Genomic DNA, 23,672 nt, shown 5'->3' on the forward strand with positions numbered 1-23,672 from the left:
TCAGCGGGTCAGTTCCTTGATCCCGCGCGTCAATCCTTCAAGCGTCATCGGAACCATGGCTTGCGCGCCGAAAATCTCTTGGATCATCGCAATGGACTGTGTGTAGGGCCAGTATTTCTCGGGCAAAGGATTGATCCACAGGTTGCTTTGCCACTGGTCGCGCGCCCGGCTCAGCCAGACCGATCCCGCCTCCGCATTCCAATGCTCATTGGCCCCGCCCGGATAGGCGACCTCATAGGGGGACATCGACGCGTCACCAACGAATATACATTTGTAATCAGGACCATAGGTGCGCAATATCTCATGGGTTGGCTGCTGTGCGTCCCACCGTCTCCGGTTGTCGCGCCACACGCCTTCGTAAAGACAATTGTGAAAATAGAAGTATTCCAGATGCTTGAACTCAGATTTGGCGGCGCTGAACAGTTCTTCAACCACCTTGATGTGAGGGTCCATTGACCCGCCCACATCCAGAAACAACAACACTTTAACGGCATTGCGCCGTTCGGGCCGGGTTTTGACGTCGAGATAACCGTGTTCAGCCGTGGCACGGATGGTGCCGCCCAAATCCAGCTCTTCGTCAGCGCCATCCCGCGCCCAGCGGCGCAGGCGTTTCAGCGCGACTTTGATGTTGCGGGTTCCCAGTTCAACGGTGTCGTCCAAGTTCTTGAATTCACGCTTGTCCCAGACTTTGACGGCCCGTTGATGGCGCGAGTCCTGTTGGCCGACACGCACCCCTTCGGGATTGTACCCATAGGCCCCAAACGGCGAGGTGCCGGCCGTGCCGACCCATTTGTTGCCACCCTGATGCCGGCCCTTTTGCTCTTCAAGCCGTTTCTTGAGCGTTTCCATAAGCTTATCAAAGCCACCTAATGCTTCAATTTCGGCTTTTTCCGCCGCGCTCAGATGTTTTTCCGCCATCTTTCTCAGCCAGTCGCCGGGAACGTCAACGGCTTCAAGAACGTCATCCAAGCTGATGTTTTCCAAGCCTTTAAAGGCCGCGGAAAAGGCGCGATCAAATTTATCGATGTTGCGTTCATCTTTGACCATTGCGGTCCGTGCGAGATAATAGAAGCCCTCAACATCATAGGTGGCAAGCCCGGCTGCCATGCCATCCAGAAACGCCAGAAATTCCCGCATCGACACGGGCAACCCATTTTTGCGCATCTGTTCAAAAAAAGGCAGGAACATGCGCTTTACGTCCCGCTGAGCATGCGGTCCAGAATGACAGTCAGGATCATCCCGACGACCACGAATGCCATGGCATAGCCAGTAGCATATTGAGCGATATCCTTGCGGTTGCCACCGCGTTTTTGGGCCGTGCGCCCGCCAAGAAATGCGCCAAGAATACCCAATATGATTACAATCATGACACTTGCCCGCTTTATCCTTTGAGCGGGTTCAGCGATGCAATCTCGCGCAGCTTGGCCCGCACTGCCCAGTCTGGACCAAAGCCGTAACGCGCCCAGCCGATGCTGTCCAGCCTGACGCTGCGCGCCTCGGCTGCGCGGTTCTCCAGTTCAAGCGCCTCGGAACGCAAAAGCAGCAATGTCGCAAGCAGCGCCGCGTTCTGGCTATTGCGTGCGATGTCGATGTGGGGCGCGATCAGACGCAGAGCCGCATCTCCGTGACCCTGGCTGACGGCATAGCCGCCCAATTGCGTTGCGACATAGGCCCGATGCAACGCCGTACCCGGTGTCTGCGCGTAAAAACGGTCTGCGGTTGCGTAATGAAATTGTGCGCCTTCCGGGTCGGTATTTTGCAGGACACGGCCCATGGCGTAATGGGCAAACGCACGTCGGTTGTCTTGCCAGCCCATCGCGGTGGAAATTCGAATTGCCTCTCTTGCTGCGGCATGACGGCTGGAAAAGGAAACCGAGCGGCCCAGTGCGACCTGAATGGCACGGCTCCACGCCAGCGGGGTGCGGGTGCTGACGCGGGCAGGTCGGTAATTGCCGCGCGGGTTGATGCGCGAAAATATTGCGGGCAGGGCGGCAGCCACCTGGTCGCGCGACATGCCTGACCGCAACGCTGGATCGTAGTAGGCGCGCAGGATCATCATATCGAAACCGGTCAAAACCGTGTGCACATTGTCGTCGTTAAAAACACTGTCAGGCAAGCGGTAAAGATCGTTGAGCGGTCCCAGCGCCTGCGCCAGTTCTTCGTGCAAACAATCGCGCACTTCTTGTGGGCTTGCATCATTTGGCAGGAATATCGCCATCCGTTCGCGTTTTTGGAGCAGCGTCCAGTTGGTACGTGGCTGTCTGCGCGCCGAGCGATACTCAGACAAAGTGCTGACATTGGGGGCCACGAAACACGCCGCTTGCGGCAGAACCCTACGGATGTCCGCGCGGCTGACCGCTTGAATTGTGATATTGGCGTTTGAACTCGTGGTATAGGTGATGTTGATTTTTGCCTCAGAGCGCAGGCGTGAAATCAAACGACTTAGGTCAGAACCAAGCGTCGCAGGTGCTGCACCGGTGACGCGTACGGTCACGGGTGTTTCAAATCGGGTTAGCACCGGCAATGTGCGCCCGCTTTCCATCTGGAAGGACAGTTCAATAAAATCGACTGCAAGATCTTTGTTGGACCGCACCGGGGCCGAAGGCTGTGTTGCGCCAAAACTCTTCATTGGGGGCAGGGTGCTGGTGCTGCTGATTGCGCGTGTCGCCACCTCGGGCTGTGAGGCCGGAACGCAGGCGTTAAGCAACATCACGAGCGGCAGAACAATGCGCGCTCTCATTCAGAAAGGTCCATAAAAACAGGGGCTTGGCAAATTGAGTTGCGTACTTCTGCCACGCATAGCGTGCACACGGAATGTGCATTTTGGATCATCATACTTGCCTGCCTGCCCTTTTTGAGCGTCTTGATTTGGGTCTTTTTGCCCGCCTTCTCGACCTTTGTAGGGAGCAATTAAGGCAAAAAAGAGGCAAATTGGGCGGAGAAAATACAAAGGTGATATTCAGGTCAGGACGACCCCGAAAAGCCATCCAGAAAAGGCGAAAAACAACATTTTCGTTGAAATTTTTTAGAGCGTCCAAGCCAGTTTTATGACAAGAAAATCTGAGAACCTATTCGAGCGTCTCTCAAAAAATGACTCAAATCAGAAAGCACCTGTCCCGCGCGTTATCGCTGCCCGCGCGCCATGAACGCCAGACGTTCAAACAGATGCACGTCCTGTTCGTTCTTGAGCAAAGCACCATGCAACTTGGGCAGCGCGGATGTGCCGTCTTTTTTTAGATCGGCGGCATCCATATCTTCGGCCAGCAGCAGCTTGAGCCAATCCAGCACTTCTGACGTCGAGGGTTTTTTCTTGAGGCCCTGCTGGTCCCGAATTTCATAAAATTGCGTCAGTGCAGTGGTCAGCAAAGCTTCCTTGATGCCCGGATGATGCACCTCGACGATCTTTTTCAGCGTCTCCATTTCTGGAAAACGGATGTAGTGAAAGAAACACCGCCGCAAAAACGCGTCGGGCAGTTCCTTTTCATTGTTGGACGTGATGATGACGATGGGGCGGTTGACCGCTTTGATGGTTTCGCCGGTCTCATAGACAAAGAATTCCATCTTATCGAGTTCCTGCAACAGGTCATTGGGAAACTCGATGTCGGCCTTGTCAATTTCATCGATCAGCAAGACGACTTTTTCATCCGCTTCAAAAGCCTGCCAGAGCTTGCCCTTGCGAATGTAGTTTTTCACATCATGCACACGCTCTTCGCCCAGTTGGCTGTCGCGCAGGCGGCTGACCGCGTCGTACTCATAAAGGCCCTGTTGCGCACGTGTGGTCGATTTGATGTTCCATTCGATCATTTGCAAACCCAAGGCATTGGACACCTGGCGGGCCAATTCGGTCTTGCCGGTTCCAGGTTCGCCCTTAACGAGCAGCGGCCGTTCCAGCGTGACAGCCGCATTTACAGCGATCGTCAGATCGTCAGTTGCGACATAATCGGCAGTACCTTGGAATTTCATAGCGTTTTCAACCTCTCATGCCGCAGCGCTGATGCCTCGCCTTTAAGCAAAATTTGCAAGCATTGTGTAGTGACAATCGTTAAATGCTGAGTTAAATGCTGCGGCAAGGGGGCAATCAATGAGGAGCAACCTCAGATGCCAGGTCTAAAAATTGTCGAGGGAGACACTATGAAGCAAGAAGTTTTCCTGTCGGACGACTACGCGCCCGCAGAGGACGAACCGTTCATGAACGACAAGCAGGTCGAATACTTTCGCCGCAAGTTGCTGAACTGGAAGGCCGAGTTGCTGGCTGGCAGCCGTGACACCATTGAGACGATGAAGGACGGCACGCGCAACATTCCGGATGTGACCGACCGCGCCTCGGAAGAAACCGACCGGGCGCTTGAACTTCGCACCCGCGACAGGGCACGCAAGCTGGTCACCAAGATTGAAGCTGCCTTGCGCCGGATCGACGAAGGCGAGTTTGGATATTGCTCAGTCACGGGCGATCCGATTTCTCTCAAGCGTTTGGACGCACGGCCCATTGCGACAATGAGCCTTGAGGCTCAGGAAAAGCATGAGCGGCGCGAAAAAGTGCATCGCGACGAGTAAGGCCGGGGCACTTCATTCGGTCTGACAAGAATTTTTGAAACGCCGGGGTGGATGCTCCGGCGTTTTGTTTTGGGGGACGTGCGTGGACATTTCAAATGCCATTGTGGTGGGCGGGGGCATCGGCGGCTTGGCAGTGGCCACAGTGCTTGCGCGGCAGGGCGTTGCGGTGACGATTCTGGAACAAGCACCACGCATCACCGAAGTGGGTGCCGGATTACAGATCAGCCCCAATGGTTTGGCAGTGCTGCGCGCGCTTGGGCTTGACGGCGCGCTGCGCGGTCGCGGGGCAGTCCGGGGGCAGGCGGTTGTCTTGCGCGATTATGTAGCGGGCGAAACCGTTGCGCGCCTTGATCTGATGCGGTTGGCAAAAGATCAGCAGTATTACTTTGTCCACCGTGCCGATCTGATTGATGTGCTGGTGGCGGCAGCCAAGCGTGCGAATGTGAGTTTTGAGCTGAACGCGCAAGCGGCAACGCTGCGTCCTGGGGCGCTGCCGGTGGTGCAGATGTCCGATGGGACAACACGGCGCGCCGAAGTTGTCGTCGCAGCAGATGGGATCCATTCAATGGCGCGGCCTGTGCTGAATGGGGCTGACATTGCAGCGTTTACCGGGCAGGTGGCTTGGCGCGCGCTTGTGCCAAACGCATCCAATCATCCTGACGAGGCCCACGTGACGATGGGGCCGGGCCGACATCTGGTAAGCTACCCGGTGCGCGGCGGCAAACTGATCAATCTGGTCGCTGTCGAGGAACGCGCGGACTGGGCTGCCGAAGGGTGGAACCATCCCGACGACCCGGAAAACCTGCGCGCGGCCTATGCCGAATTTGGCGCAGATGCCAAAGAGATGCTGCGTGCGGTTGAAAACGTAACACTCTGGGGGCTGCACCGCCATCCGGTGGCCGCGACCTGGCAGCGTGATGGTGTTGTCATGTTGGGCGATGCCGCGCACCCAACCCTTCCGTTTCTGGCGCAGGGCGCGAACATGGCGCTTGAAGATGCATGGTTGCTGTCCGATCACCTTGCGCGGATGCCGCGCGATTCCGCATTGGCGCTCTATCAGAGCGCTCGCGAGGCCCGCGTGCGCCGGGTGATTGCGGCCGCTGAAAGCAATGCCAAGCGGTACCATCTGCACCCCGGCCCGGTGCGGACCGCAGCCCATTTGGGGCTGCGGCTGGCCAGTAAGCTGGGGCCGGGACAGATGATCGGTGCCTTCAACTGGCTCTATGGGCACGATGTGACCCGCAGGCGGTGATCACTGGGCGCGCTTGACCATCCCGAACAGATCACGTGGATCTTCGGGATCGGCCAAAAGGTCAAGCGGCTGATAAAGCTTGGTCTCAGCAATCTGATCCCGCACATAACGCAGCGCCGAGAAATCCTCGATCGCAAAGCCGACACTGTCAAATAGCGTAATCTGTTTGTCGTCGGTCCGCCCTGCGGCCTGACCGGTCAGGACCTGCCAGATTTCTGTTACGGGGTGATCGGCGTCGAGTTGCTGAATTTCGCCTTCGATCCGTGTTTGTTCGGGGTATTCCACAAAGATGCCGGCCCGGTGCAGGATAGCCGGGGCCAGTTCGGTCTTGCCGGGACAATCGCCGCCGATGGCGTTGATGTGCACGCCTGCGCCAACCATGTTGTCGGTCAGGATCGTGGCATATTGTTTATCGGCAGTGCAGGTGGTGATGATCTGCGCGCCCAGCATCGCATCCTCTGCGGTTTTGCAGCTCACAACAGTGATGCCGTGACCTGCAAGGTTGGCGGCACATTTGGCGGTGGCGGCAGGGTCAATATCGTAAAGGCGCACTTCGTCGACGCCCGCAATCGCCTTCATCGCCATGGTTTGAAATTCCGACTGCGCGCCATTGCCGATCATCGCCATGATGTGCGCGCCCTTCGGGGCCAGCAACCGCGCCACAACGGCGGAGGTTGCCGCCGTGCGCATGGCGGTCAGGATGGTCATTTCGCTCAGCAATACCGGGTAACCGGTGGCAACATCAGCAAGCAGGCCAAAGGCCGTTACAGTTTGCAGGCCGTCGGCCGTGTTGTCAGGATGGCCATTCACGTATTTGAACCCGTAAACATCGCCATCCGAGGTGGGCATCAATTCGATAACGCCGACATCTGAATGGCTGGCCACGCGTGGGGTTTTGTCAAAAAGTTCCCAGCGTTTGAAATCTGCCTCAATATAATCGGCAAGACCGATCAGCATCGGTTCAATGCCGATGTGGTTGATCAGCTTCATCATGTTTTCGACAGAGACAAAGGGCACAAGGGCTTTTGCGGAGGGTTTGAGGTTTGTCATGTGATGTTCCTTCAATCTGATCAATACGCGCGTGTCGGACGGTCGAACACCCGACGTCCCAGCGCAGAGGCGGCCAGATCAACCATCAATGTTGCCGTGCGGCCACGTTCATCCAGAAACGGATTCAGCTCAACCAGATCAAGCGAGCTCATTAATCCTGAATCGCTGATCATTTCCATGACCAGATGACCCTCCCGCACAGTCGCACCGCCCGGCACCGTGGTGCCGACGGCAGGGGCGACGGAAGGATCGAGAAAATCCACATCAAGTGAAACATGCAGCAGCCCATTCGCCGCCTCCACTTTGTCAAGGAATGCGGACAACGGACGCGCGATGCCGCTTTCGTCAATCTCGCGCATGTCCACATGGGTAATGGCGCTGTCTTGCAGCGCAGCGCGTTCTGCGGCGTCCACCGAGCGCAGACCGATGATGGCGATGTTCTCCTCAGCCAGCGGGGTGTCGATCTTTGGAAACCCGACAAATCCGTCGCGGCCCGTGACATAGCCCAAAGGTGTGCCATGCAAATTGCCGCTGTCGGTGGTATCGGGTGTGTGAAAATCTGTATGCGCATCCAGCCACAGCACAAAAAGCGGGCGCCCCACAGCATCGGCATGACGCATCGCACCCAGCACCGTTCCCAATGACAGCGCATGATCGCCACCCAAGAAGATCGGCAAGCCGTCTTTCATCGCCGCCTCAGACGCATCAGCGAGGCTGGACGTCCAGGCGATGGTTTCTTCCAGCTGCACCAGTCTTGGATGTTCTTTGGCCGCAAAAGGGGCAGGGGCGACATTACCCTGATCGGTGACGGTGTGACCCAGACCGCGCAGCGCATCCGCCAAACCCGCGGTGCGATAGGCATCCGGACCCATCAGGCACCCCTTGCGCAGCTTACCACTGTCCATGGGCGCGCCCACCAATATGCAGTTTTGCTGTGTCATCTGTCTGCTCCTGTGAAACTGTTGATCTGTCATATCTGACATATTGGGCCGTAGACAATTGATCAAACTGGCCATATTGGGGAGAGGTTGACCAAAAAGGATAAAAGTCATGGACGAAACGGATCATCGGCTGATCGCTGCCCTGCGCCACGATGCACGGGCGGCCCTTTCGGATCTGGCGCTGGCCTTGAACCTGTCGCGCACCACGGTGCGGGCCCGCATCGCGCGGCTACGTGACCGCGGTGAGATCGTGGGGTTTACGGTTGTCACCCGTTCGGACGTGATGCGCGACCCGGTGCGCGGCATGATGATGATCGGGATCGAAGGGCGCGGGGCGGATCGGATCACCCGGCAACTGAACCTGATGCCGGAACTGCGCGCGGTTCATTCGACCAACGGCCGCTGGGATGTGATTGTGGAAATAGGCACCAAAACTCTGGAGGACTTTGACGAAGTTCTGGCACGCATCCGGCGATTGGATGGTGTGGTGGCCAGCGAAACAAGCCTGTTTTTGAAAACTCGCAAATCGGGGTGAATGGGACGTTTTTGCCACGTCGGTATGACGTCGGTATTGCGTCGGTTATTATTTGCCCGTGACCCCAGGCGGCAACAGCGCCTCGATCTCGGCAAATCCCATGGCCCTGTCGGAATAAGTAAAGCTCCCCTGTCCGGCAATCTCACGCGCGGCGTCAATGAACGCCCCGTAGGCACGTCGCGCCAGCGCGGAGCCAACGCTGATCCGGCGCACGCCTGCATGCGCCAGTTCAGCCACACTAAAGGTCGCACCGGGCATGCCCATAACCACGTTCACTGGTTTTTGTAAGCTGGCGCAGACGGTGGAGATCACGTCGAGATCCTTCAAACCCGGCGCATAGAGTACATCCGCCCCTGCCGCTTCAAAGGCCTGAAGACGGCGGATGATGTCATCCAAATCGGTGCTGCCCCACAAAAGCCCCTCGGCGCGTGCGGTCAGGACAAAATCATCGGGCAAGGCACGGGCGGCTTCGCTGGCGGCGGCGATCCGGTCGACGGCGTGATTGAAATCATAGATTGGCGCATCGGGATCGCCTGTGTGATCCTCAAGCGAACAGCCCGCCAGTCCGATGTCGGCAGCAGCGCGGATCGTTTCGGCAGCATTTGCCGGATCGTGGCCGAACCCATGTTCCAGATCAGCCGACACTGGAAGGTCCGTGGCCCCAACAATGTCACGGCAGTGGTTCAACACAGCGGCACGGTCCGCCTGACCTTCGCGCAGGCCCATCGCAAATGCCATTCCGGCACTTGTGGTGGCAAGCGCAGAAAAGCCCATAGCGCAGAGCATCCGCGCGCTACCGACATCCCACGGGTTGGGAATGACAAAGGCACCAGGGTCACCGTGCAGGTCGCGGAATGAATTGATCATGATTTGCCCCCCCGCGTGCAGCCTAGGGTCGGCAGGCGTAGAAGGAAAGTTTTATGTGCGCCGCGCCGCCAGCATCCAGATCATCGCCAGACCAAGCGAGATGACCCCATTCCAGCCGGCCATCGACAGGCCCATCAGTGACCAGACAACCTCGTCACAAAGCACCAAACCAGTCGGCGCGTCCATCGACAACAGATCGCTGCCGCCCATCGCACCCAGATCAAGGCCGCTCCCGGTGCACGACGACGGCCCCGGCCACCAGCGCCATTCGACGCCTGCGTGGTAAAATCCGATCAAACTGGTGGCTGCGGCGGCCAAGGCACCTGCCCAGATCAACGGCCGTGGTCCCCCGATCATCAAGACCAGACCGATCGCGATTGCAGCAGCATGTGGCCAGCGTTGCCACAGGCACATCTTGCAGGGCAGCAGACCGCCGATATGCTGAAACCCGTAGGCACCAAGCAAAAGTGATGCAGAACCAAGCGTGGCAAGTGCGATCAGGGTCGTGCGGGTCATAGGTACTTTACCAAAACAAAGCCACCAATCAGCAGCGCAAGTGCAAGGGTAAACATCAACCCCAGTCTGCGTTCAATGAAATCCCGGATCGGGGCGCCGAAATGCCACAGCAGACCCGCAAGAATGAAAAACCGCACGCCCCGCGCCAGCACCGACGTGGCCACGAACGTCGCCAGCGGCATACCTGTCCAACCGGACATGATCGTGATAACCTTGTAGGGAAACGGCGTGATGCCCGCGACCAGAACCGCCCAGAAACCCATATCGTTGAACCGCTCTGAGAATTCGGCCATGGCGTCGGCCTTGCCCAGCGACGCAAGGATCGGCTGACCGATGGAGTCAAACGCCAGCGCGCCTATTGCATACCCCAGCAAACCACCCAAGACGGAGGCCACCAGCGCCACTCCCGCGATCAGCCATGCCCGCCGCGGCTGTGCAAGGATCATCGGGATCATGATGATATCCGGCGGGATCGGGAACACCGAACTTTCCACAAACGCGACACAGGCCAATGCCCAAAGAGCATGACGATGCTGGGCGAGGCTGAGCGTCCAATTATACAAGCGTTGGATCATGGTAATGGCTCCGATAATGCTGGATGATGGAACATCACGCGCGGTGGCCGGGGTCAAGTGGGGCGTGGCATTTGAATGAAATTACTCTTGCCCAGCCCTGCGATGCGCGATACATGGCCCTCGTGCCCAAGTGGCGGAATGGTAGACGCAGGAGATTCAAAATCTCCCGCCGCGAGGCGTGCCGGTTCGAGTCCGGCCTTGGGTACCACCCTGTTTTTCAGGTCTCCGTTCGATCAGACATTACTCCTTTGACGGACAGTCGGATGAAGAGCTTTGATCAGCGCAGATGTCCCAATCCTCCATTGAAAATCCTTCCATCAGGCAAAAGCAGATCACAGTGCAGTTGCTTTTTGGCGATGGGGGATGGCTTTTATGATTTGAGTGGAAACAATATTTCAGCATTCGCGCAAAACAAGAACCAATGTAGGCGGTTCTGCGGCATTGTTTCAGTTCAGGACAATAACTTTGGATTCTGACCAAGCAGAAATCGCAGTTTAGCTGGTGAAAGAGTGCCGTTGGTCGTTACCGGACTGAATACACTTGACCATTTTTCAGTTTGGCGTCGCGTGACTGCACTCAGGCCATTTTTCACAAAAAAGAAAGAGCTGGGCGAAGCTGGGCCCCGGAGGACTTGGAAACAATCAACCTAATTGCTCTTTTTGACAGTCAGAATCCCCCCAGAAAAAGTACCGGACAGGTTCACGGCATTTACCAAAACTTTTCGGCTATTTTATTCTTAGTTGGTTCGATCTCGGGGAATAGAGATGGGCCTGTCCAACTGGGAGTGGAATTTATTGAACACGGGCTGAGTACCTCAATTTCGCGTGTTCTGGTTATCGGAAGGTCGTTAGCTAGCTTTGCGCCAAGTCTGAGTATGGTAGGGATTGCTAAGAGGTACTCCTGTTGGGTCATCCATCCTTCCCACAGTCTTTTGAGTGTTTTGCGACGGATCCGCAGATTCAATCAAGGACTGTGTCCAAACACGAAACAATTATACAAAATAGTGATGAAAACCGGATGATTCTAAGCGATCTGCAGGCGATGTCCGTCTTTTCCCCTGCAATATATGTGAAAATATTGCAAAAGTTGTGGAAGTGCAGTTTTTTCTCGCATGAGTAGATTTTGATCCGATTCGAGGGGTGCCACTGCCATGGCCACCATTAACGGAACCCCGAGTTCCGACACGCTTCAAGGTACTTTCGAGAATGACCAGATCACAGTCGGGGCCGGAAACGACCGCGTTTCGGGTCTGGGCGCTGATGATCTGATTGACAGTGACGCGGGCAATGACACGCTTTATGGGGACATTGGTGCGGGTACCGCACCGGGTCAGAACGCATCACTGCTCAATCTGAGTTTTGGCAACCGCATCGCGAACACTGGCAACAGCGCCGACGCTGGTGACAGTGTGGTATACTGCGGTGTGGCAACCCTTGCGGATGGCACATCGGTCTGGGGCCGTCTGGTTGTGGTTGTGACATCCGATGCCGGTATGCCCATCGATCTGGATCGGGACAGCCCCGGCGATCAGGAATCGGCGTCAATTGTCGCCAGCAGCTATACCGCTTTGCGACCCGCCGGAACATCGCTGAACGTCACGACGGGCAGTGGCACAGTCAACGCAGCACCTACCGGATCATCCCGTGAACACCCGAGGCAGGCCGCATGGAATTTCTGGACACCCAGGACAACGTCGTCGGGCGCACGGATTATTCCGAAATCCAAGAGGTGATCATTTGCTTTACCCCCGGCACGCGCATCGCAACGATTCGCGGCGAAATGGCGGTAGAGACGATGAAGGAAGGGGACCAGATCATCACCCGCGACAATGGCGTTCGCCCGTTACGCTGGATCGGGCGGCGTGATTTGAACCGGGTTAAACTGGAACATATGCCGTCGCATTGCCCTATTTTGATCGGCCAATCAGCATTGGGCAGGGACGCGCCCCGGCGCGACATGCTTGTCAGTCCATACCACCACATGGTGATAACGTCACACCTGGCCGAAGTCATGTTTGGCGAACGCGAAGTGTTGGTCGCGGCAAAACATCTGACCAGATTTGACGGTGTGGACAGCGTTCAGGTGCCTGCGGTCAGCTATATTCACCTGATGTTCGACAATCACGAGGTGATCCTGGCAGATGGCTGCTGGGCCGAAAGCTTTCAGCCGGGGGATCATTCAATGGCAGGTATTCGGTCACAACAGCGCCGCGAGATTCTGGCCCTGTTTCCGGAATTGGGAAACTCAAAAGGTCTGAACAATTATTTTGCCGCACGCCGGTTGCTGCGGGCCCATGAGGCACAGCTGCTGACGGCCTAGCAGAGATCCTGACGCCTCAATCCGAGACCTGATCGTTGTGGTTCAAGGGGCATCCTGTCGCGACCTGCGCCAAATCGCCCATTGTTCGGGCGTGTCCAGATCACCATGGGCACGGGTGCCGGGCAGGGGGACGAAAACAGTCTGGTCCTGATGTGCGGCGACAACTTCGCGCCCGCCGGTGTCGCCACTCAATACTGCGAGTTCAGCAAACAAATCAGCCTTGAACACAATTGGATGGCCCGCCGCACCGTCCTGCGTCGCGCCACGCCAGATCAATTGTTGTGTCTTCAAATCAATGGAGTTTGCGACGGTGATCAGATCGTCCGCAGTTAGGTCAGGCAAATCCGCCAGCAGTATCATTGCACATTTTGCAGTCGCCGGCAGCGCCAAGATCGCCGCCCGAAGACTGGCGTTCATGCCCTCATCTGCATCCGCCACCGCCAGCGTGCTCACCTGCAGTCCCGACAATGTGTCATAGCGCGGATGCGGTGCCGGTGGCAGCGCGACAATCACGTCGCCATCTGTAACCGCGCGGGCCATCTGGGCCTGGCGGCGCAGCAATGGTGCGCCGTCAATATCTTCCAGCAATTTGTCACGCCCGCGCATTCGGCGCGATTGCCCGGCGGCCAGAATGATAATTGGAAAGGACATGAGCTGGGCCATGAAGCCACCTTATGTCGTCAATGCACGGTGTGAAAGCTATCCACGCATGCGGGCCCCGTCCGGATCAAAGAGTGGCGTGGAAATGATTGTGGCAGGGCGCATTTTTCCCAAAATCTCGATCTCGACCTGGAGGCCAGCTTGGGCTGCGGCGGTGGGCACAAAACCCAGTGCAATGGATTTGGCTGCATGGTGTGAATAGCCCCCGGAGGTGCAGAACCCCACCACCTCGCCATCCAGCCAGATCGGTTCATACCCGTGCACATCTGCGTCAATTGCATCGACTTCAAAAGCTGCCAGCTTGCGGGCAGGGGGCGTGGCACGTTCCGCCTCGGCCAGAGCGCGACCAATAAAGTCGGTGTTTTTCTTGAAACTGATAAACCGGTCCAACCCGGTTTCCGCCGCCGTGTAATCCGGCGAAAACTCTGACATCCAAGAACCAAAGAACCGGTCTAGCCTCAGTGACATCATCGCGCGCATGCCAAAAGGCACCATGCCATGCGGTTGGCCCGCAGACCAAAGTGCCGTCCAAAGCGCCCTCTGGCCCATCGGATCACAATAAATCTCGTATCCTAGATCGCCGGTATAGCTGACCCGCTGCACGATGCAGTCGACCATGCCAACGGTCATTTTCCACACATCGAGAAATTTCATGCCGCATATGTCGGTGCGGGTGCAGGCCTGCAAGACATCGCGCGCATGGGGTCCGGCAATCTGAAATCCGGTGCGCCGATCCGAAATATTGTCGACCTGCACACCCTCTTCGAGATGCTGTTCAAACCAGCGGCTGTGAAACGCCTGCGCGCCGTAGGAAGCGGTCAGCTGGAAGTCTTCTTCGTCCAGGCAGGACATGGTGAAATCACCGATCAACTTGCCCATTTGCGACAACATGGGTGTCAGGGAAAGACGCCCTTGGTTTGGCACGCGCCCGGCCATGATCCGATCAAGCCACGCCCGCGCGTTTGGCCCGGTGACACGGAATTTGCCAAAATTCTGCACCTCGTTGATGCCCACGCCATTGCGCACCGCAGCCACTTCGCGGGCCGTGGCGTCAAAGGCATCGGATCGGCGAAACGAGGGTGTCTCGAACTTCGGCTCATCCCCCGTGGCAAAATAATTTGGCACCTCAAGTCCGTATTGCTGCCCCCAGACGGCACCCATCGAGGCGAAAATGTCATACATCGGCGTGGTGCGGTTGGGTCGCGCGGCGGGCAGTTCCTCGTTCGGATAGGACACCGAGAACCGCTTTTGATAGTTTTCAATCACCTTGGGCAGCGTGTAGCCGGGTGAAATCCAACTTCCGAAACGGGCGACATCCATCGCCATCACATCGCGTTCCGGCTCTCCCTCGATCAGCCATTGCGCCAGCGTCAGGCCCACACCGCCGCCTTGACTGAACCCGGCCATGACGCCGCAGGCGGACCAATAATTGCGCACGCCCGGCACCGGCCCCACCAGCGGATTGCCGTCGGGCGCAAAGGTAAAGGGACCGTGGATCACGTTTTTGACCCCCGCGCGTTCCAGATCGGGAAAGCGTTTGTAGGCAAAGGTGATGCTGTCCTCGATCTTGTCAAAATCGTCTTGCAGCAGGTCCTGACCAAAGCTCCACGGGGTGCCATCAACGGCCCAGGGGCGGCAGCTTTGTTCATAAAAGCCGATGCACAGCCCCTTGCCCTCTTGGCGCAGATAGGATTCGCCCGCCGGGTCCATGACATGCGGGTGCTCATGGCCGTCTTTCATCATCTCAACGATCAGCGGTACCTCTTCGGTGACGATATACTGGTGCTCCATCGGGTGCAGCGGGAAGTATATGCCCGCCATTGCCCCCACTTCCCGCGCCCACAGGCCGCCGGCATTGATCAGATGTTCGGTGTGTATCGTGCCTTTGTCGGTCACCACGTCCCACGTGCCGTCCGCCCGCTGATTGGTTTCGCGTACCATGCAGTGGGTTTCAATCGTCGCACCGCCCATTTTTGCGGCGCGCGCATAGGCGTGTGTGGTACCGGACGGGTCAAGGTGGCCGTCCAACGGATCGTATAGCCCGCCAATGATGCCATCGAGGTTGGTCACAGGCGCGATCTTTGCTATCTCTTCGGGGCCGACAATTTCGGTATCAAGCCCCATGAAACGGTGCTTGGCCCGTTCGGCAAGCAGCATGTCAAAGCGGTCCTGATTGTCGGCCAGTGTGACGCCACCGACATGGTGCAGACCACAGGACATGCCGGTGATTTCCTCCAATTCCTTATACAAACGAATGGTATAGCCCTGAAGGGCGGCCATGTTGGTGTCGCCGTTGAGAGTATGGAACCCGCCCGCGGCGTGCCATGTGGACCCCGATGTGAGCTCAGAGCGTTCAACGAGCATCACGTCAGACCAGCCAAGTTTGGTCAGGTGATATAAAACTGATGCGCCAACGACGCCGCCGCCGATGATCACTGCGCGGGTGGTGGTTTTCATGGGAAACTCCGGTCGGTTGTTTGCCCGAAACTGCGCGAGCAAGGCGCAAGGTTCATGTGGTTTTCCGACACGATCTGTCGATTTTGGCTTTAATGACAGGGCGCGATGCCGGTAAGCATCGCAATGGGATCTAAGACAATGCACGCTGGCTGGATTTTAATCGGCATTAAGGCCTTGGTGCGGGCGCAAAGCACGCTAGCTTGGCAACATGAATTTTGATTCCATGATCCCGCACACCTTGATCCGCAAAACCCGCGAATATTCGCGGAAATTATGGGTGCGCGTGGTGTTCCTGGGCCTCTTGGCCTTTGTCGCACTTGGGGTCACGCAGGTGATCGAGGCGCTGATCCCCAAAGAGCTGGGGACAACGCTGACGGGCGCTGCCGCTGACCGCCTTTTGCAGATCATCGCAAATGCAATGCTGGCTGTGACCACGTTTTCCATCACAGTGATGGTCACGGTTTATCGTGCTTCATCAACACAATGGACGCCGCGGGTGCACCGCCTGATCATTCAGGACCGGACCACACAGAACACACTGGCAGTGTTCATCGGGGCCTATGTCTATGCGCTGGTTGCCATCATCCTGCGTGAACTGGGCATTTATGTGGATGAACGTGCGCTGGTGCTGTTCGTGATGACGGTTTTGGTGCTGGCGGTGATTGTGATCTATCTGATCCGCTGGGTGCTGCACCTGCAAACCTTTGGGAGCCTGATCGACACGACCCGCCAGATCGAAGACGTCACGCGGGCGCAGTTTCAGGATCGGTTGCGCAATCCCTGTCTGGGGGCGAATGCCTTTACCGGCGAGGTGCCGGAAGGCGCAAAGGAAATCCTCGCGTGGGAAAGCGGCTATATTCAGCACATTTATCCCGAGGCGCTTGATGCGGCGGCCAAAGCGCATGGGGTCGAGCTTTATCTGATCAAGAACATTGGCCATTTTTCCTTTGTCAATGAACCGATGCTGATGGTGGCCGATCACGGTAAGCCGGAAGACGATGACCATGACTGGGACAGTCTTGTAGAGGCTGTGCGCGCCAACGTTCGGCTCGGCGACCTGCGAACGTTTGATCAGGATCCCCGCTTTGGCCTTGTGGTGATGGGAGAGGTCGCGTCAAAGGCGTTGTCGCCGGGCGTCAATGATCCCGGCACGGCGATTGATGTGATCACCCGGATTGGCCGTATCCTGTCTGTTTATACCGATGAAAAATCGCAAGACCGAGATACCAAACTGGACCGGCTTTATGTTGCGCCGCTGGACCCCAAAGACCTGATCGAGGATGGTTTCGCCGCCCTTGCGCGCGATGGGGTCGCGGTGGTTGAGGTACAACAGCGCCTGCAATCTGTGTTGGCGGGCCTGATGCGGCATCCAGATGACGGGTTGAGCAAAGCCGCAAGGGACGCGGCCGAAGTGCATTTGAGCCGCACGCTAGGGGCGATTGATTTTGAACCGGACCGTGACCGTGTGTTGTCCTCGGCGGCGTCAGATTTGTGCATTGAACTGCGAAAAGAGGCGCGTGACCAAGCGGGGGAATGACATCTCGGACCGCAACTTGCCCTGCTGCGACGAGACATGTCGCGGATGGGCAATCTGACGGCACGTGACGGGTTCAGATTACGAGGCAACGTAACCCTCACTCAGGACCCATCCCCCATGCGTACCCATGCCCAAGCCGTTGTCATCGGAGGCGGCGTAATCGGCTGCTCGATCCTGTATCATCTGACCAAAATGGGATGGACGGATGTGGTGCTGCTGGAGCGGTCTGAACTGACATCGGGCTCGACCTGGCATGCGGCGGCCAACATTCATGGGCTGCATGACAACAACAACATCACCCGCATTCAGAATTATACGATGGACCTCTACAATGCGCTTGAGGCAGAGACCGGGCAGTCTTGCGGCGTCTTTCAACCCGGATCGCTTTATCTGGCACAGACTGAAGCGCGCGAACATCAGTTGCGCCTGCAGGCGGCCAAGGCGAAATACTACGGCTTGCCGTTTCGCGAAGTGAGCCGGGCAGAGGCCGAGGAACTGCATCCTTTGGTCAATTACGATGGCATCCGCTGCATCATGTTCGAAGAAAACGGCGGCAATGTGGACCCCTCGGGTGTGACCAATGCCTATGCCGTGGGTGCCCGCCAGAACGGGGCGGAGATCATTCGCTTTTGCCCGGTAACAGGGACCGAACAGCAAGCAGACGGGTCGTGGGTCGTGCGCACGGAAAAGGGCGATATTGCTACGCAATGGGTGATCAATGCGGCAGGCCTCTGGGGGCGCGAGGTGGCGGCACTGGCGGGGTTGAAGCTGCCGCTGCAACCGACCGAACACCAGTATTTCGTGACCGAAACGATTGCAGAGATTGCCGGGATGGACCGTCGGTTGCCGTCTGTTGCGGACCGGGACGGTGAATATTATCTGCGCCAGGAGGGCAAGGGGCTTTTGGTCGGGGCTTATGAAAAAGACATGCGGTTCTGGGCCGAAGACGGCACCCCACAGGGTTTTGGCCACGAACTCTTTGCCGATGATCTGGGGCGGATCGAAGACAACATGATGCGCGCGATTGACCGGGTGCCGGCAGTTGGCGAGGCGGGGATCAAACGGGTGATCAACGGACCGATGATCTGGTCGCCTGACAGCAACGTGCTGTTTGGGCCAGTGCCGGAGCTGTCAAATTACTTCTGCTGTAACGGGATCATTCCGGGATTTTCGCAATCAGGTGGCATGGGCCTGCTGGCGGCGGATTGGATTGTCACCGGCGAAACGCGATACGACATGTTCGCCTGGGATATGGCACGCTTTGGCAACTGGGCCGATGCGGCGTTTACCAAGGCGCGGGTGCGCGACCAATATGCCAACCGCTTCAAGATCCATTTCCCGAACGAAGAACGCGAGGCGGGCCGCGCGGTGCGCACCAGACCTGTCTATGAGGTCCAAAAAGACATGGGTGCCGTCTTTGGCCTGAACTATGGCTGGGAACATCCGCTTTATTTCGGTGACACGGTCGGAGCCAAGGATGAAACCCATGGCTTCACCCGTCAGGGCTGGTGGGATATTGTCGGACGCGAATGTAAGATGTTGCGCGACAGCGCTGGCATCATCGACATCTCGAACTTTGCCAAATACCGGGTCAAAGGGGCAGGGGCCGAGGCCTGGCTGAATGCGCTTTTTGCAAACACCATGCCCAAAACGGTTGGCCGGTCCTGCCTGACGCCGCTGATTGGCGTGCGGGGTGGCATTGCGGGTGATTTTACGGTCACACGCCTGGGCGAGGATGAATTCTGGATCATCGGATCAGGGATGGCCGAACGCTATCACCAGCGGTTCTTTAAGGAAGTACCAATACCCAACGGCACAACATTCGAAAGCCAGACTGTCGAGATGTGCGGCTTTAACGTAGCCGGGCCAAAGTCGCGCGACATGTTACAGCGTTTGACCAACACCTCGTTGGCCACTGAGGATTTCCCGTTCATGCGGTCCAAATGGATCGAACTGGCGGGTGTCAATGTTCTGGCGCTGCGGGTGTCATTCACCGGTGATCTGGGCTGGGAACTGCATTGTGCAACAGCAGATCAGGCGCGGCTTTATGCGGCGCTTATTGCGGCGGGCAAGGACGTGGGCGCAGGCCCTGTCGGATCGCGCGCGCTGATGTCGCTGCGCATCGAAAAAGGCTATGGATCATGGAGCCGCGAGTATTCTCCTGAATACTGGCCTCAGGAAGTTGGCCTTGATCGGTTGTGCAAGATGGACAAAGAGTTTCTGAACAAATCAGCGGTGGCCGAAACCTTGGCCAAGACGCCGCGAGAATATTTGGTGATCCTGGCCCTGGACCCGGCCCAGACCGATGCGTCGCATGCCGATGCGACAGGGGGCGAGCCAATTTTCAAGGACGGCAAAGGCATTGGGCGGGTAACGTCCGGTGCCTATGGCTATTCTGTCGGGCAATCGCTGGCGCTTGGGTTCGTAAAGGGTGTTCAACCGGGCGACACCGTCGAGGTGATGGTGCTGGGCACATCCCATAAGGCAGTGGTTTTGGCAGAGCCGCCGTTTGATCCCAAGGGCGAGAAGCTGCGCGCGTAGTTGTGATGCGGTTCATGGGGCCGTCTGCGCCCCACGCACGCGTCTGTTGTCCCAATCATCATCATGGATGCGCTGTCGATAGAGTTTCACCTGTTTAAGGCACACAATGGCGGACCCCCATCGTCGATATGCTGGCAGTGCATAACGGAAATGCGGCTGTGACGTAGAGTTTCGCACCGCACGCCATTGACTAGATCAGGGCTGCGGTTACGTACCGGAATGCTATTCATCACGGATCAATTAGAAAGCAATTCAATATGTACGCCGAAATTCAGAGCCTTTTACAAAAGCGCGCCGAGCTGCTGTGCAAGGGTCAATTTGACGAGGTGGCAAAGAATTACCACTTGCCGTTTGTTGCCTACCACGACGGTTTTCCTGTTTATGTAAGAAAACATTCAGAGGTCATTGACGCCTTGGCAAGAATTGCGGCTTTGCTGACGTCCAGGGGTGTGGTGCGGCTGGATGTTGACGTGATTTCGATGGACTTGCCCAAGAACAAGCGTTTCAGGGTGTCGGGCCGTTATAGCCAGATTGACCGCCGAGGCGACGTTGTTTCGCAATCCGATATGGTTCTTTATTTTGTCGAGTCTCCCAAAGGGCCCATTATTGAAATGGTCGAATCGCACGACTGCCCTATGGCAACGGTTTGGGAGCCGGAAAGCGCATTCGCCTGAGAACGGGATGAATGTTCACCCCCTCGTCGGGCAGGGGCTGTCTGACCATGCACCGCACGGCGGGTGTTACAGCGGCCTGATCTTCAACTGAGTTATCCTGTTCCCGTCCCGCGCCAGCACCTCAAACCGGTAGCCGTGAAACAAAAAGACCTGACCCGGTGTCGGGATCATCTGCGCCTCGTGGATAACCAGCCCCGCAATCGTGTTGGCCTCGTCATCGGGCAGTGACCAGTCAGTGGCGCGGTTCATGTCGCGGATCGTCATGGCCCCGTCAACAATCAGATGGCCGTCTTCTGCGGTTTTGACCGGGTGATCCGCGTCGGGGTCAAATTCGTCTGTGATCTCGCCGACGATTTCTTCCAGGATATCCTCAAGCGTGATCAACCCTTGCAGGGAGCCATATTCATCCACAACCAGTGCAAAATGCGTGCGCCGGCGCAGGAACTGGCGCATCTGTTCGTCCAGTGTTGAGGTTTCAGGCACGAAATACGGCTTCATCGCCACAGCGGCGATGTCGAAATCCTTGAGAGCGGCGGCATCGCCCTCGGGGCCGCCAATCAGCTTGTACATGGCGCGCAACAAATCTTTTGCATGGATCACGCCGATGATGTTTTCTGGATCATCGCGGTAAACCGGCAGACGGGTGTGGTTGGAATCGAGACATTGCCCCAAAATTTCCGAAGGATCACTGGCCGCATTGATCATCTCAATTCCGGAGCGGTGCAGCATGATTTCCTCAACCGCGCGTTCGCGCAGATCAAGCGCGCCCAGAATGCGGTCGCGGTCTTCCTTTTCCACCACGCCTTCGGAATGGCCCAGTTGCAGGGCACCGGCGATCTCTTCGCGCACGGCCAGAATGTTGCTGTCAGGATCAATCGCCACGCCAAAAAGGCCAAGAATGCCACGCACCAGAAACCGAACGGCCGTCACCAGCGGCGAAAAGACCAACACCACAATCGCAATGGGCCGCGAGACCAGAGCGGCGGCGCGTTCGGCATTGGTGATGGCATAGGTTTTTGGCAGCACTTCGGCAAAGATCAGCACCAGCAGGGTCATCACCAGCGTGGCCAGTGCCACCCCGGATTCGCCAAACATCCGGGTGAACATTGCGGTGGCCAGCGATGCGGCCAGAATGTTCACAAGGTTGTTGCCCAAGAGCACTGAACCGATCAGGCGTTCATTGTCTTCGGTGATCCTGAGCGCGCGAGTTGCGCCGCGTGATCCCTTGTCCGCCTGCGCGCGCAGTTTGCCGCGTGACGCAGCGGTCAGTGCCGTTTCAGAGCCCGAAAAGAATCCCGAGAGGATCAGCAGAAATAGAATGATCCCGGAACTGAACCAAAAAGCGCCATCAAACATTGCAGTGCCGGTTTCCATTTGTGAAAGTATCCATGTGATATAATTTAGATGTGGTTATGGGCATACCACCGGTGTCATTCAAGGGTTCAGGCGGGGTACAGGGTGATGAAACATGCTGATCTAGGCGTATTGGATGGCCCTGTTTTGCTGTTTGGGGGGCCGTATTCGAATGTTCAGGCTTTGGATGCAGTGATCGCGGCAGCAGCGGCACGTGGCATTGATTGCGGGCATATGATGTGTACCGGCGATGTTGCAGCCTATTGCGGCGCGCCCGGTCCTTGCGTGCAGCGCCTGCGTGATCTGGCCTGCCCGGTGGTGGCGGGCAATTGCGAGGTGCAATTGGCCAGCGGTGCATCGGGTTGCGGATGTGGATTTGACGCGGGATCAGCCTGTGATCTGCTGAGCGCAGGGTGGTTTGGCTTCGCCGCATCCGCCCTCTCGGCCGATGACAAGGCATGGATGGGCGGATTGCCGAATGTCACCACCTTTACCCATCAGGGCTCGCGTTACGCCGCGATACATGGTGGCGCCACCGATATTTCCCGATTTATCTGGGGCAATTCGGATGCTTCTGTCTTTGATCAGGAATGGCAGGCATTGGAAGATCACATCGGCCCGGTCGATCACATCATCGCGGGCCATTGTGGCATCCCGTTTATCCGCAAGACGCCGAAAGGCCGATGGATCAATGCGGGCGTGATCGGGATGCCGCCCCATGATGGGCGTCAGCAGACGCGCTTTGCGATACTGGATGGTGGCGAGGTCCAGATCCATCGGCTTGATTATGACGTGGCAGGTGCGATGCGTGACATGGCGGATGCCGGTCTGCCCGACGGGTACAGGCGCGGATTGCAGTCGGGCTATTGGCCGTCCGAAGATATTCTGCCTGCCGATTTGCGTTTGCCCTCTTTGGCAAGGGGATGATGTTCGAGCACCAGTTCGGACAACCGTTCCTCAAGCACATGCGTGTAGATTTCCGTCGTGGCCACATCCGCATGGCCCAGCATGGTCTGAATGGCGCGCAGGTCCGCACCATGCGCCAGCAAATGCGTCGCAAAGGCATGACGCAGCGTGTGCGGGGTGACTTTTGCAGGGTCAACGCCCCCGGCCACTGCAAATTCCTTGATCAGCAGATAGAACCGATGCCGGGTCAGATGGCCTGACGCGCCGCGCGAAGGAAACAGATGCCTTGAGACGGGCAGACGCTTGGCCTGCGCGGCCTCATCCTGTTTGTCGCGCATCAGCAGCCATTCGGTCAGCGCAGTGCGGGCAGGGGGCGACAGCGGCACCATGCGTTCCTTGCCACCCTTGCCCATAATCAACAACAACCTCGGATCACCGCGCGTGGCACTGATTGGCAGACCGACCAATTCGCTGACCCGCATGCCCGTCGCATAAAGCAGCTCCATCAGGCAGGTGTTGCGGGTCTGATCGGCTTGTGACCGACCAGAGGCGCGTGCGGCCTCAAGCAGGGCGTCCACCTCGGCCTCCGAAAGGATCTTGGGCAGGCGTTTGTCCTGACCGGGCCCCGCAATCTGGATCGCGGGATTGTCAGTGCGCAACCCTTCCTCAAAAGCGAAGCGGTACAGTTGTTTGATCGCAGAAAGCCGCCGGGCACGGGTGGACTTGGCCAGACCCTGCGCATCACAATGCACCAGATATGCCTCAACGTCCGCCTTTGCGGCCTGCATAAAATCAGAGCCACGGCGCGACAGAAACACATCGAAATCCTTGAGGTCGCGGCCATACGCCAGCAGCGTGTTGGTCGCGGCACCCAATTCGGCCGCCTGCGCCTCTAGAAAGCTGGAAATCCAATGAAAGGTCTGCGTTTGCATGAT

At 57.5% G+C, this 23,672-nt stretch carries 22 protein-coding genes and 1 tRNA gene; 10 read left to right on the forward strand and 13 right to left on the reverse strand.

Features of this window, described 5'->3' with window-relative positions:
* From ACEWL3_RS06795 to ACEWL3_RS06810, 4 genes are all read right to left on the reverse strand, one after another.
* Positions 1-1,188, reverse strand: a complete 1,188-nt coding sequence (locus tag ACEWL3_RS06795) for a vWA domain-containing protein (RefSeq protein WP_386178404.1) — start codon at positions 1,186-1,188, stop codon at positions 1-3.
* A 5-nt stretch (positions 1,189-1,193) separates the two neighbouring features.
* Complete coding sequence (locus tag ACEWL3_RS06800) at positions 1,194-1,367, reverse strand: apolipoprotein acyltransferase (protein ID WP_386178407.1); 174 nt, start codon at positions 1,365-1,367, stop codon at positions 1,194-1,196.
* 14 nt (positions 1,368-1,381) lie between these two features.
* Positions 1,382-2,740 (reverse strand): DUF2927 domain-containing protein, encoded by a 1,359-nt coding sequence (locus tag ACEWL3_RS06805; RefSeq protein ID WP_386178410.1) that lies wholly within the window; start codon positions 2,738-2,740, stop codon positions 1,382-1,384.
* Positions 2,741-3,123: 383 nt separating this feature from the next.
* Entirely contained in the window at positions 3,124-3,963 is an 840-nt protein-coding gene (locus ACEWL3_RS06810; protein WP_386178413.1) for an AAA family ATPase, read from the reverse strand.
* Between the two features lie 168 nt (positions 3,964-4,131).
* On the opposite strand from ACEWL3_RS06810, the gene dksA reads away from it, so the two are divergent.
* Together dksA and ACEWL3_RS06820 are read left to right on the forward strand one after the other, a co-directional pair.
* Complete coding sequence (dksA, locus tag ACEWL3_RS06815; RefSeq protein WP_114878495.1) at positions 4,132-4,554, forward strand: RNA polymerase-binding protein DksA; 423 nt, start codon at positions 4,132-4,134, stop codon at positions 4,552-4,554.
* A gap of 82 nt (positions 4,555-4,636) precedes the next feature.
* Positions 4,637-5,806 carry an FAD-dependent monooxygenase gene (locus ACEWL3_RS06820; protein ID WP_386178417.1) on the forward strand — a complete coding sequence of 390 codons (1,170 nt, stop codon included), beginning with the start codon at positions 4,637-4,639 and terminating at the stop codon, positions 5,804-5,806.
* Here the strand turns inward: ACEWL3_RS06820 and ocd are convergent, their stop codons facing one another.
* Complete coding sequence (gene ocd / locus ACEWL3_RS06825; protein WP_386178420.1) at positions 5,807-6,856, reverse strand: ornithine cyclodeaminase; 1,050 nt, start codon at positions 6,854-6,856, stop codon at positions 5,807-5,809. It abuts the gene before it with no gap.
* A 20-nt stretch (positions 6,857-6,876) separates the two neighbouring features.
* The gene (gene rocF, locus ACEWL3_RS06830) at positions 6,877-7,797 is read right to left on the reverse strand and encodes an arginase (protein ID WP_386178423.1); all 921 of its coding nucleotides are present in this window, start codon (positions 7,795-7,797) and stop codon (positions 6,877-6,879) included.
* Positions 7,798-7,906: 109 nt separating this feature from the next.
* Between rocF and ACEWL3_RS06835 the strand changes: the two genes are divergently transcribed.
* Complete coding sequence (locus ACEWL3_RS06835; RefSeq protein ID WP_386178426.1) at positions 7,907-8,332, forward strand: Lrp/AsnC family transcriptional regulator; 426 nt, start codon at positions 7,907-7,909, stop codon at positions 8,330-8,332.
* A gap of 48 nt (positions 8,333-8,380) precedes the next feature.
* Here the strand turns inward: ACEWL3_RS06835 and ACEWL3_RS06840 are convergent, their stop codons facing one another.
* Genes ACEWL3_RS06840 through ACEWL3_RS06850 form a run of 3 tightly spaced genes read right to left on the reverse strand, consistent with a single transcriptional unit; the run spans position 8,381 to position 10,290 of the window.
* Positions 8,381-9,199 carry an isocitrate lyase/PEP mutase family protein gene (locus ACEWL3_RS06840; protein WP_386178429.1) on the reverse strand — a complete coding sequence of 273 codons (819 nt, stop codon included), beginning with the start codon at positions 9,197-9,199 and terminating at the stop codon, positions 8,381-8,383.
* Positions 9,200-9,250: 51 nt separating this feature from the next.
* On the reverse strand, positions 9,251-9,715 hold the full coding sequence (locus ACEWL3_RS06845) for a disulfide bond formation protein B (protein ID WP_386178432.1): 465 nt from the start codon (positions 9,713-9,715) through the stop codon (positions 9,251-9,253).
* Positions 9,712-10,290 (reverse strand): YqaA family protein, encoded by a 579-nt coding sequence (locus tag ACEWL3_RS06850; protein WP_386178435.1) that lies wholly within the window; start codon positions 10,288-10,290, stop codon positions 9,712-9,714. The genes ACEWL3_RS06845 and ACEWL3_RS06850 overlap by 4 nt, the downstream gene beginning before the upstream one ends.
* Positions 10,291-10,414: 124 nt before the next feature.
* Here ACEWL3_RS06850 and ACEWL3_RS06855 point away from each other — a divergent pair.
* The 3 genes from ACEWL3_RS06855 (at position 10,415) to ACEWL3_RS06865 (ending at position 12,609) form a co-directional block, all read left to right on the forward strand.
* Positions 10,415-10,498, forward strand: a tRNA-Leu gene (locus tag ACEWL3_RS06855).
* 942 nt (positions 10,499-11,440) lie between these two features.
* Positions 11,441-12,022, forward strand: a complete 582-nt coding sequence (locus ACEWL3_RS06860) for a hypothetical protein (RefSeq protein ID WP_386178438.1) — start codon at positions 11,441-11,443, stop codon at positions 12,020-12,022.
* On the forward strand, positions 11,956-12,609 hold the full coding sequence (locus tag ACEWL3_RS06865; protein WP_386178441.1) for a Hint domain-containing protein: 654 nt from the start codon (positions 11,956-11,958) through the stop codon (positions 12,607-12,609). The genes ACEWL3_RS06860 and ACEWL3_RS06865 overlap by 67 nt, the downstream gene beginning before the upstream one ends.
* Before the next feature lie 42 nt (positions 12,610-12,651).
* Here ACEWL3_RS06865 and ACEWL3_RS06870 read toward each other — a convergent pair whose 3' ends face one another.
* Both ACEWL3_RS06870 and ACEWL3_RS06875 read right to left on the reverse strand, forming a co-directional pair.
* Positions 12,652-13,272, reverse strand: a complete 621-nt coding sequence (locus tag ACEWL3_RS06870) for a nucleotidyltransferase family protein (protein ID WP_386178446.1) — start codon at positions 13,270-13,272, stop codon at positions 12,652-12,654.
* Positions 13,273-13,308: 36 nt separating this feature from the next.
* The gene (locus ACEWL3_RS06875) at positions 13,309-15,726 is read right to left on the reverse strand and encodes a GcvT family protein (protein WP_386178449.1); all 2,418 of its coding nucleotides are present in this window, start codon (positions 15,724-15,726) and stop codon (positions 13,309-13,311) included.
* A 208-nt stretch (positions 15,727-15,934) separates the two neighbouring features.
* Between ACEWL3_RS06875 and ACEWL3_RS06880 the strand changes: the two genes are divergently transcribed.
* The 3 genes from ACEWL3_RS06880 (at position 15,935) to ACEWL3_RS06890 (ending at position 20,478) form a co-directional block, all read left to right on the forward strand.
* Positions 15,935-17,263 (forward strand): DUF2254 domain-containing protein, encoded by a 1,329-nt coding sequence (locus ACEWL3_RS06880; protein ID WP_386178452.1) that lies wholly within the window; start codon positions 15,935-15,937, stop codon positions 17,261-17,263.
* Between the two features lie 117 nt (positions 17,264-17,380).
* Entirely contained in the window at positions 17,381-19,804 is a 2,424-nt protein-coding gene (locus ACEWL3_RS06885; protein WP_386178455.1) for a GcvT family protein, read from the forward strand.
* A gap of 257 nt (positions 19,805-20,061) precedes the next feature.
* Positions 20,062-20,478 carry a hypothetical protein gene (locus tag ACEWL3_RS06890; protein ID WP_386178458.1) on the forward strand — a complete coding sequence of 139 codons (417 nt, stop codon included), beginning with the start codon at positions 20,062-20,064 and terminating at the stop codon, positions 20,476-20,478.
* A 66-nt stretch (positions 20,479-20,544) separates the two neighbouring features.
* On the opposite strand, the gene ACEWL3_RS06895 is transcribed toward ACEWL3_RS06890, so the two are convergent.
* A complete protein-coding gene (locus ACEWL3_RS06895; RefSeq protein WP_386178461.1) occupies positions 20,545-21,852 on the reverse strand; it encodes an HlyC/CorC family transporter in 1,308 nt (435 codons plus the stop codon).
* Between the two features lie 87 nt (positions 21,853-21,939).
* Between ACEWL3_RS06895 and ACEWL3_RS06900 the strand changes: the two genes are divergently transcribed.
* Positions 21,940-22,758, forward strand: coding sequence for a metallophosphoesterase family protein (locus tag ACEWL3_RS06900; RefSeq protein ID WP_386178463.1), 819 nt, complete (start codon positions 21,940-21,942; stop codon positions 22,756-22,758).
* Here ACEWL3_RS06900 and ACEWL3_RS06905 read toward each other — a convergent pair.
* On the reverse strand, positions 22,695-23,669 hold the full coding sequence (locus tag ACEWL3_RS06905) for a site-specific tyrosine recombinase XerD (protein WP_386178466.1): 975 nt from the start codon (positions 23,667-23,669) through the stop codon (positions 22,695-22,697). The two genes, ACEWL3_RS06900 and ACEWL3_RS06905, sit on opposite strands and share 64 nt — an antisense overlap.
* Positions 23,670-23,672 lie beyond the last annotated feature (3 nt).

The organism is Sulfitobacter sediminivivens, assembly GCF_042611115.2.
Classification (GTDB): domain Bacteria; phylum Pseudomonadota; class Alphaproteobacteria; order Rhodobacterales; family Rhodobacteraceae; genus Sulfitobacter; species Sulfitobacter sediminivivens.

What these genes read in the sequence shown, in the direction of transcription:
- ACEWL3_RS06895 (WP_386178461.1), bottom strand. Translation starts at nt 21,852, where the DNA reads ATGGAAACCGGCACTGCAATGTTTGATGGCGCTTTTTGGTTCAGTTCC.
- ACEWL3_RS06880 (WP_386178452.1), top strand. Translation starts at nt 15,935, where the DNA reads ATGAATTTTGATTCCATGATCCCGCACACCTTGATCCGCAAAACCCGC.
- ACEWL3_RS06810 (WP_386178413.1), bottom strand. Translation starts at nt 3,963, where the DNA reads ATGAAATTCCAAGGTACTGCCGATTATGTCGCAACTGACGATCTGACG.
- ACEWL3_RS06795 (WP_386178404.1), bottom strand. Translation starts at nt 1,188, where the DNA reads ATGTTCCTGCCTTTTTTTGAACAGATGCGCAAAAATGGGTTGCCCGTG.
- ACEWL3_RS06865 (WP_386178441.1), top strand. Translation starts at nt 11,956, where the DNA reads ATGGAATTTCTGGACACCCAGGACAACGTCGTCGGGCGCACGGATTAT.
- ACEWL3_RS06860 (WP_386178438.1), top strand. Translation starts at nt 11,441, where the DNA reads ATGGCCACCATTAACGGAACCCCGAGTTCCGACACGCTTCAAGGTACT.
- ACEWL3_RS06845 (WP_386178432.1), bottom strand. Translation starts at nt 9,715, where the DNA reads ATGACCCGCACGACCCTGATCGCACTTGCCACGCTTGGTTCTGCATCA.
- ACEWL3_RS06870 (WP_386178446.1), bottom strand. Translation starts at nt 13,272, where the DNA reads ATGGCCCAGCTCATGTCCTTTCCAATTATCATTCTGGCCGCCGGGCAA.
- ACEWL3_RS06875 (WP_386178449.1), bottom strand. Translation starts at nt 15,726, where the DNA reads ATGAAAACCACCACCCGCGCAGTGATCATCGGCGGCGGCGTCGTTGGC.
- rocF (WP_386178423.1), bottom strand. Translation starts at nt 7,797, where the DNA reads ATGACACAGCAAAACTGCATATTGGTGGGCGCGCCCATGGACAGTGGT.
- dksA (WP_114878495.1), top strand. Translation starts at nt 4,132, where the DNA reads ATGAAGCAAGAAGTTTTCCTGTCGGACGACTACGCGCCCGCAGAGGAC.
- ACEWL3_RS06885 (WP_386178455.1), top strand. Translation starts at nt 17,381, where the DNA reads ATGCGTACCCATGCCCAAGCCGTTGTCATCGGAGGCGGCGTAATCGGC.
- ocd (WP_386178420.1), bottom strand. Translation starts at nt 6,856, where the DNA reads ATGACAAACCTCAAACCCTCCGCAAAAGCCCTTGTGCCCTTTGTCTCT.
- ACEWL3_RS06805 (WP_386178410.1), bottom strand. Translation starts at nt 2,740, where the DNA reads ATGAGAGCGCGCATTGTTCTGCCGCTCGTGATGTTGCTTAACGCCTGC.
- ACEWL3_RS06900 (WP_386178463.1), top strand. Translation starts at nt 21,940, where the DNA reads ATGAAACATGCTGATCTAGGCGTATTGGATGGCCCTGTTTTGCTGTTT.
- ACEWL3_RS06850 (WP_386178435.1), bottom strand. Translation starts at nt 10,290, where the DNA reads ATGATCCAACGCTTGTATAATTGGACGCTCAGCCTCGCCCAGCATCGT.
- ACEWL3_RS06835 (WP_386178426.1), top strand. Translation starts at nt 7,907, where the DNA reads ATGGACGAAACGGATCATCGGCTGATCGCTGCCCTGCGCCACGATGCA.
- ACEWL3_RS06905 (WP_386178466.1), bottom strand. Translation starts at nt 23,669, where the DNA reads ATGCAAACGCAGACCTTTCATTGGATTTCCAGCTTTCTAGAGGCGCAG.
- ACEWL3_RS06890 (WP_386178458.1), top strand. Translation starts at nt 20,062, where the DNA reads ATGTACGCCGAAATTCAGAGCCTTTTACAAAAGCGCGCCGAGCTGCTG.
- ACEWL3_RS06800 (WP_386178407.1), bottom strand. Translation starts at nt 1,367, where the DNA reads ATGATTGTAATCATATTGGGTATTCTTGGCGCATTTCTTGGCGGGCGC.
- ACEWL3_RS06840 (WP_386178429.1), bottom strand. Translation starts at nt 9,199, where the DNA reads ATGATCAATTCATTCCGCGACCTGCACGGTGACCCTGGTGCCTTTGTC.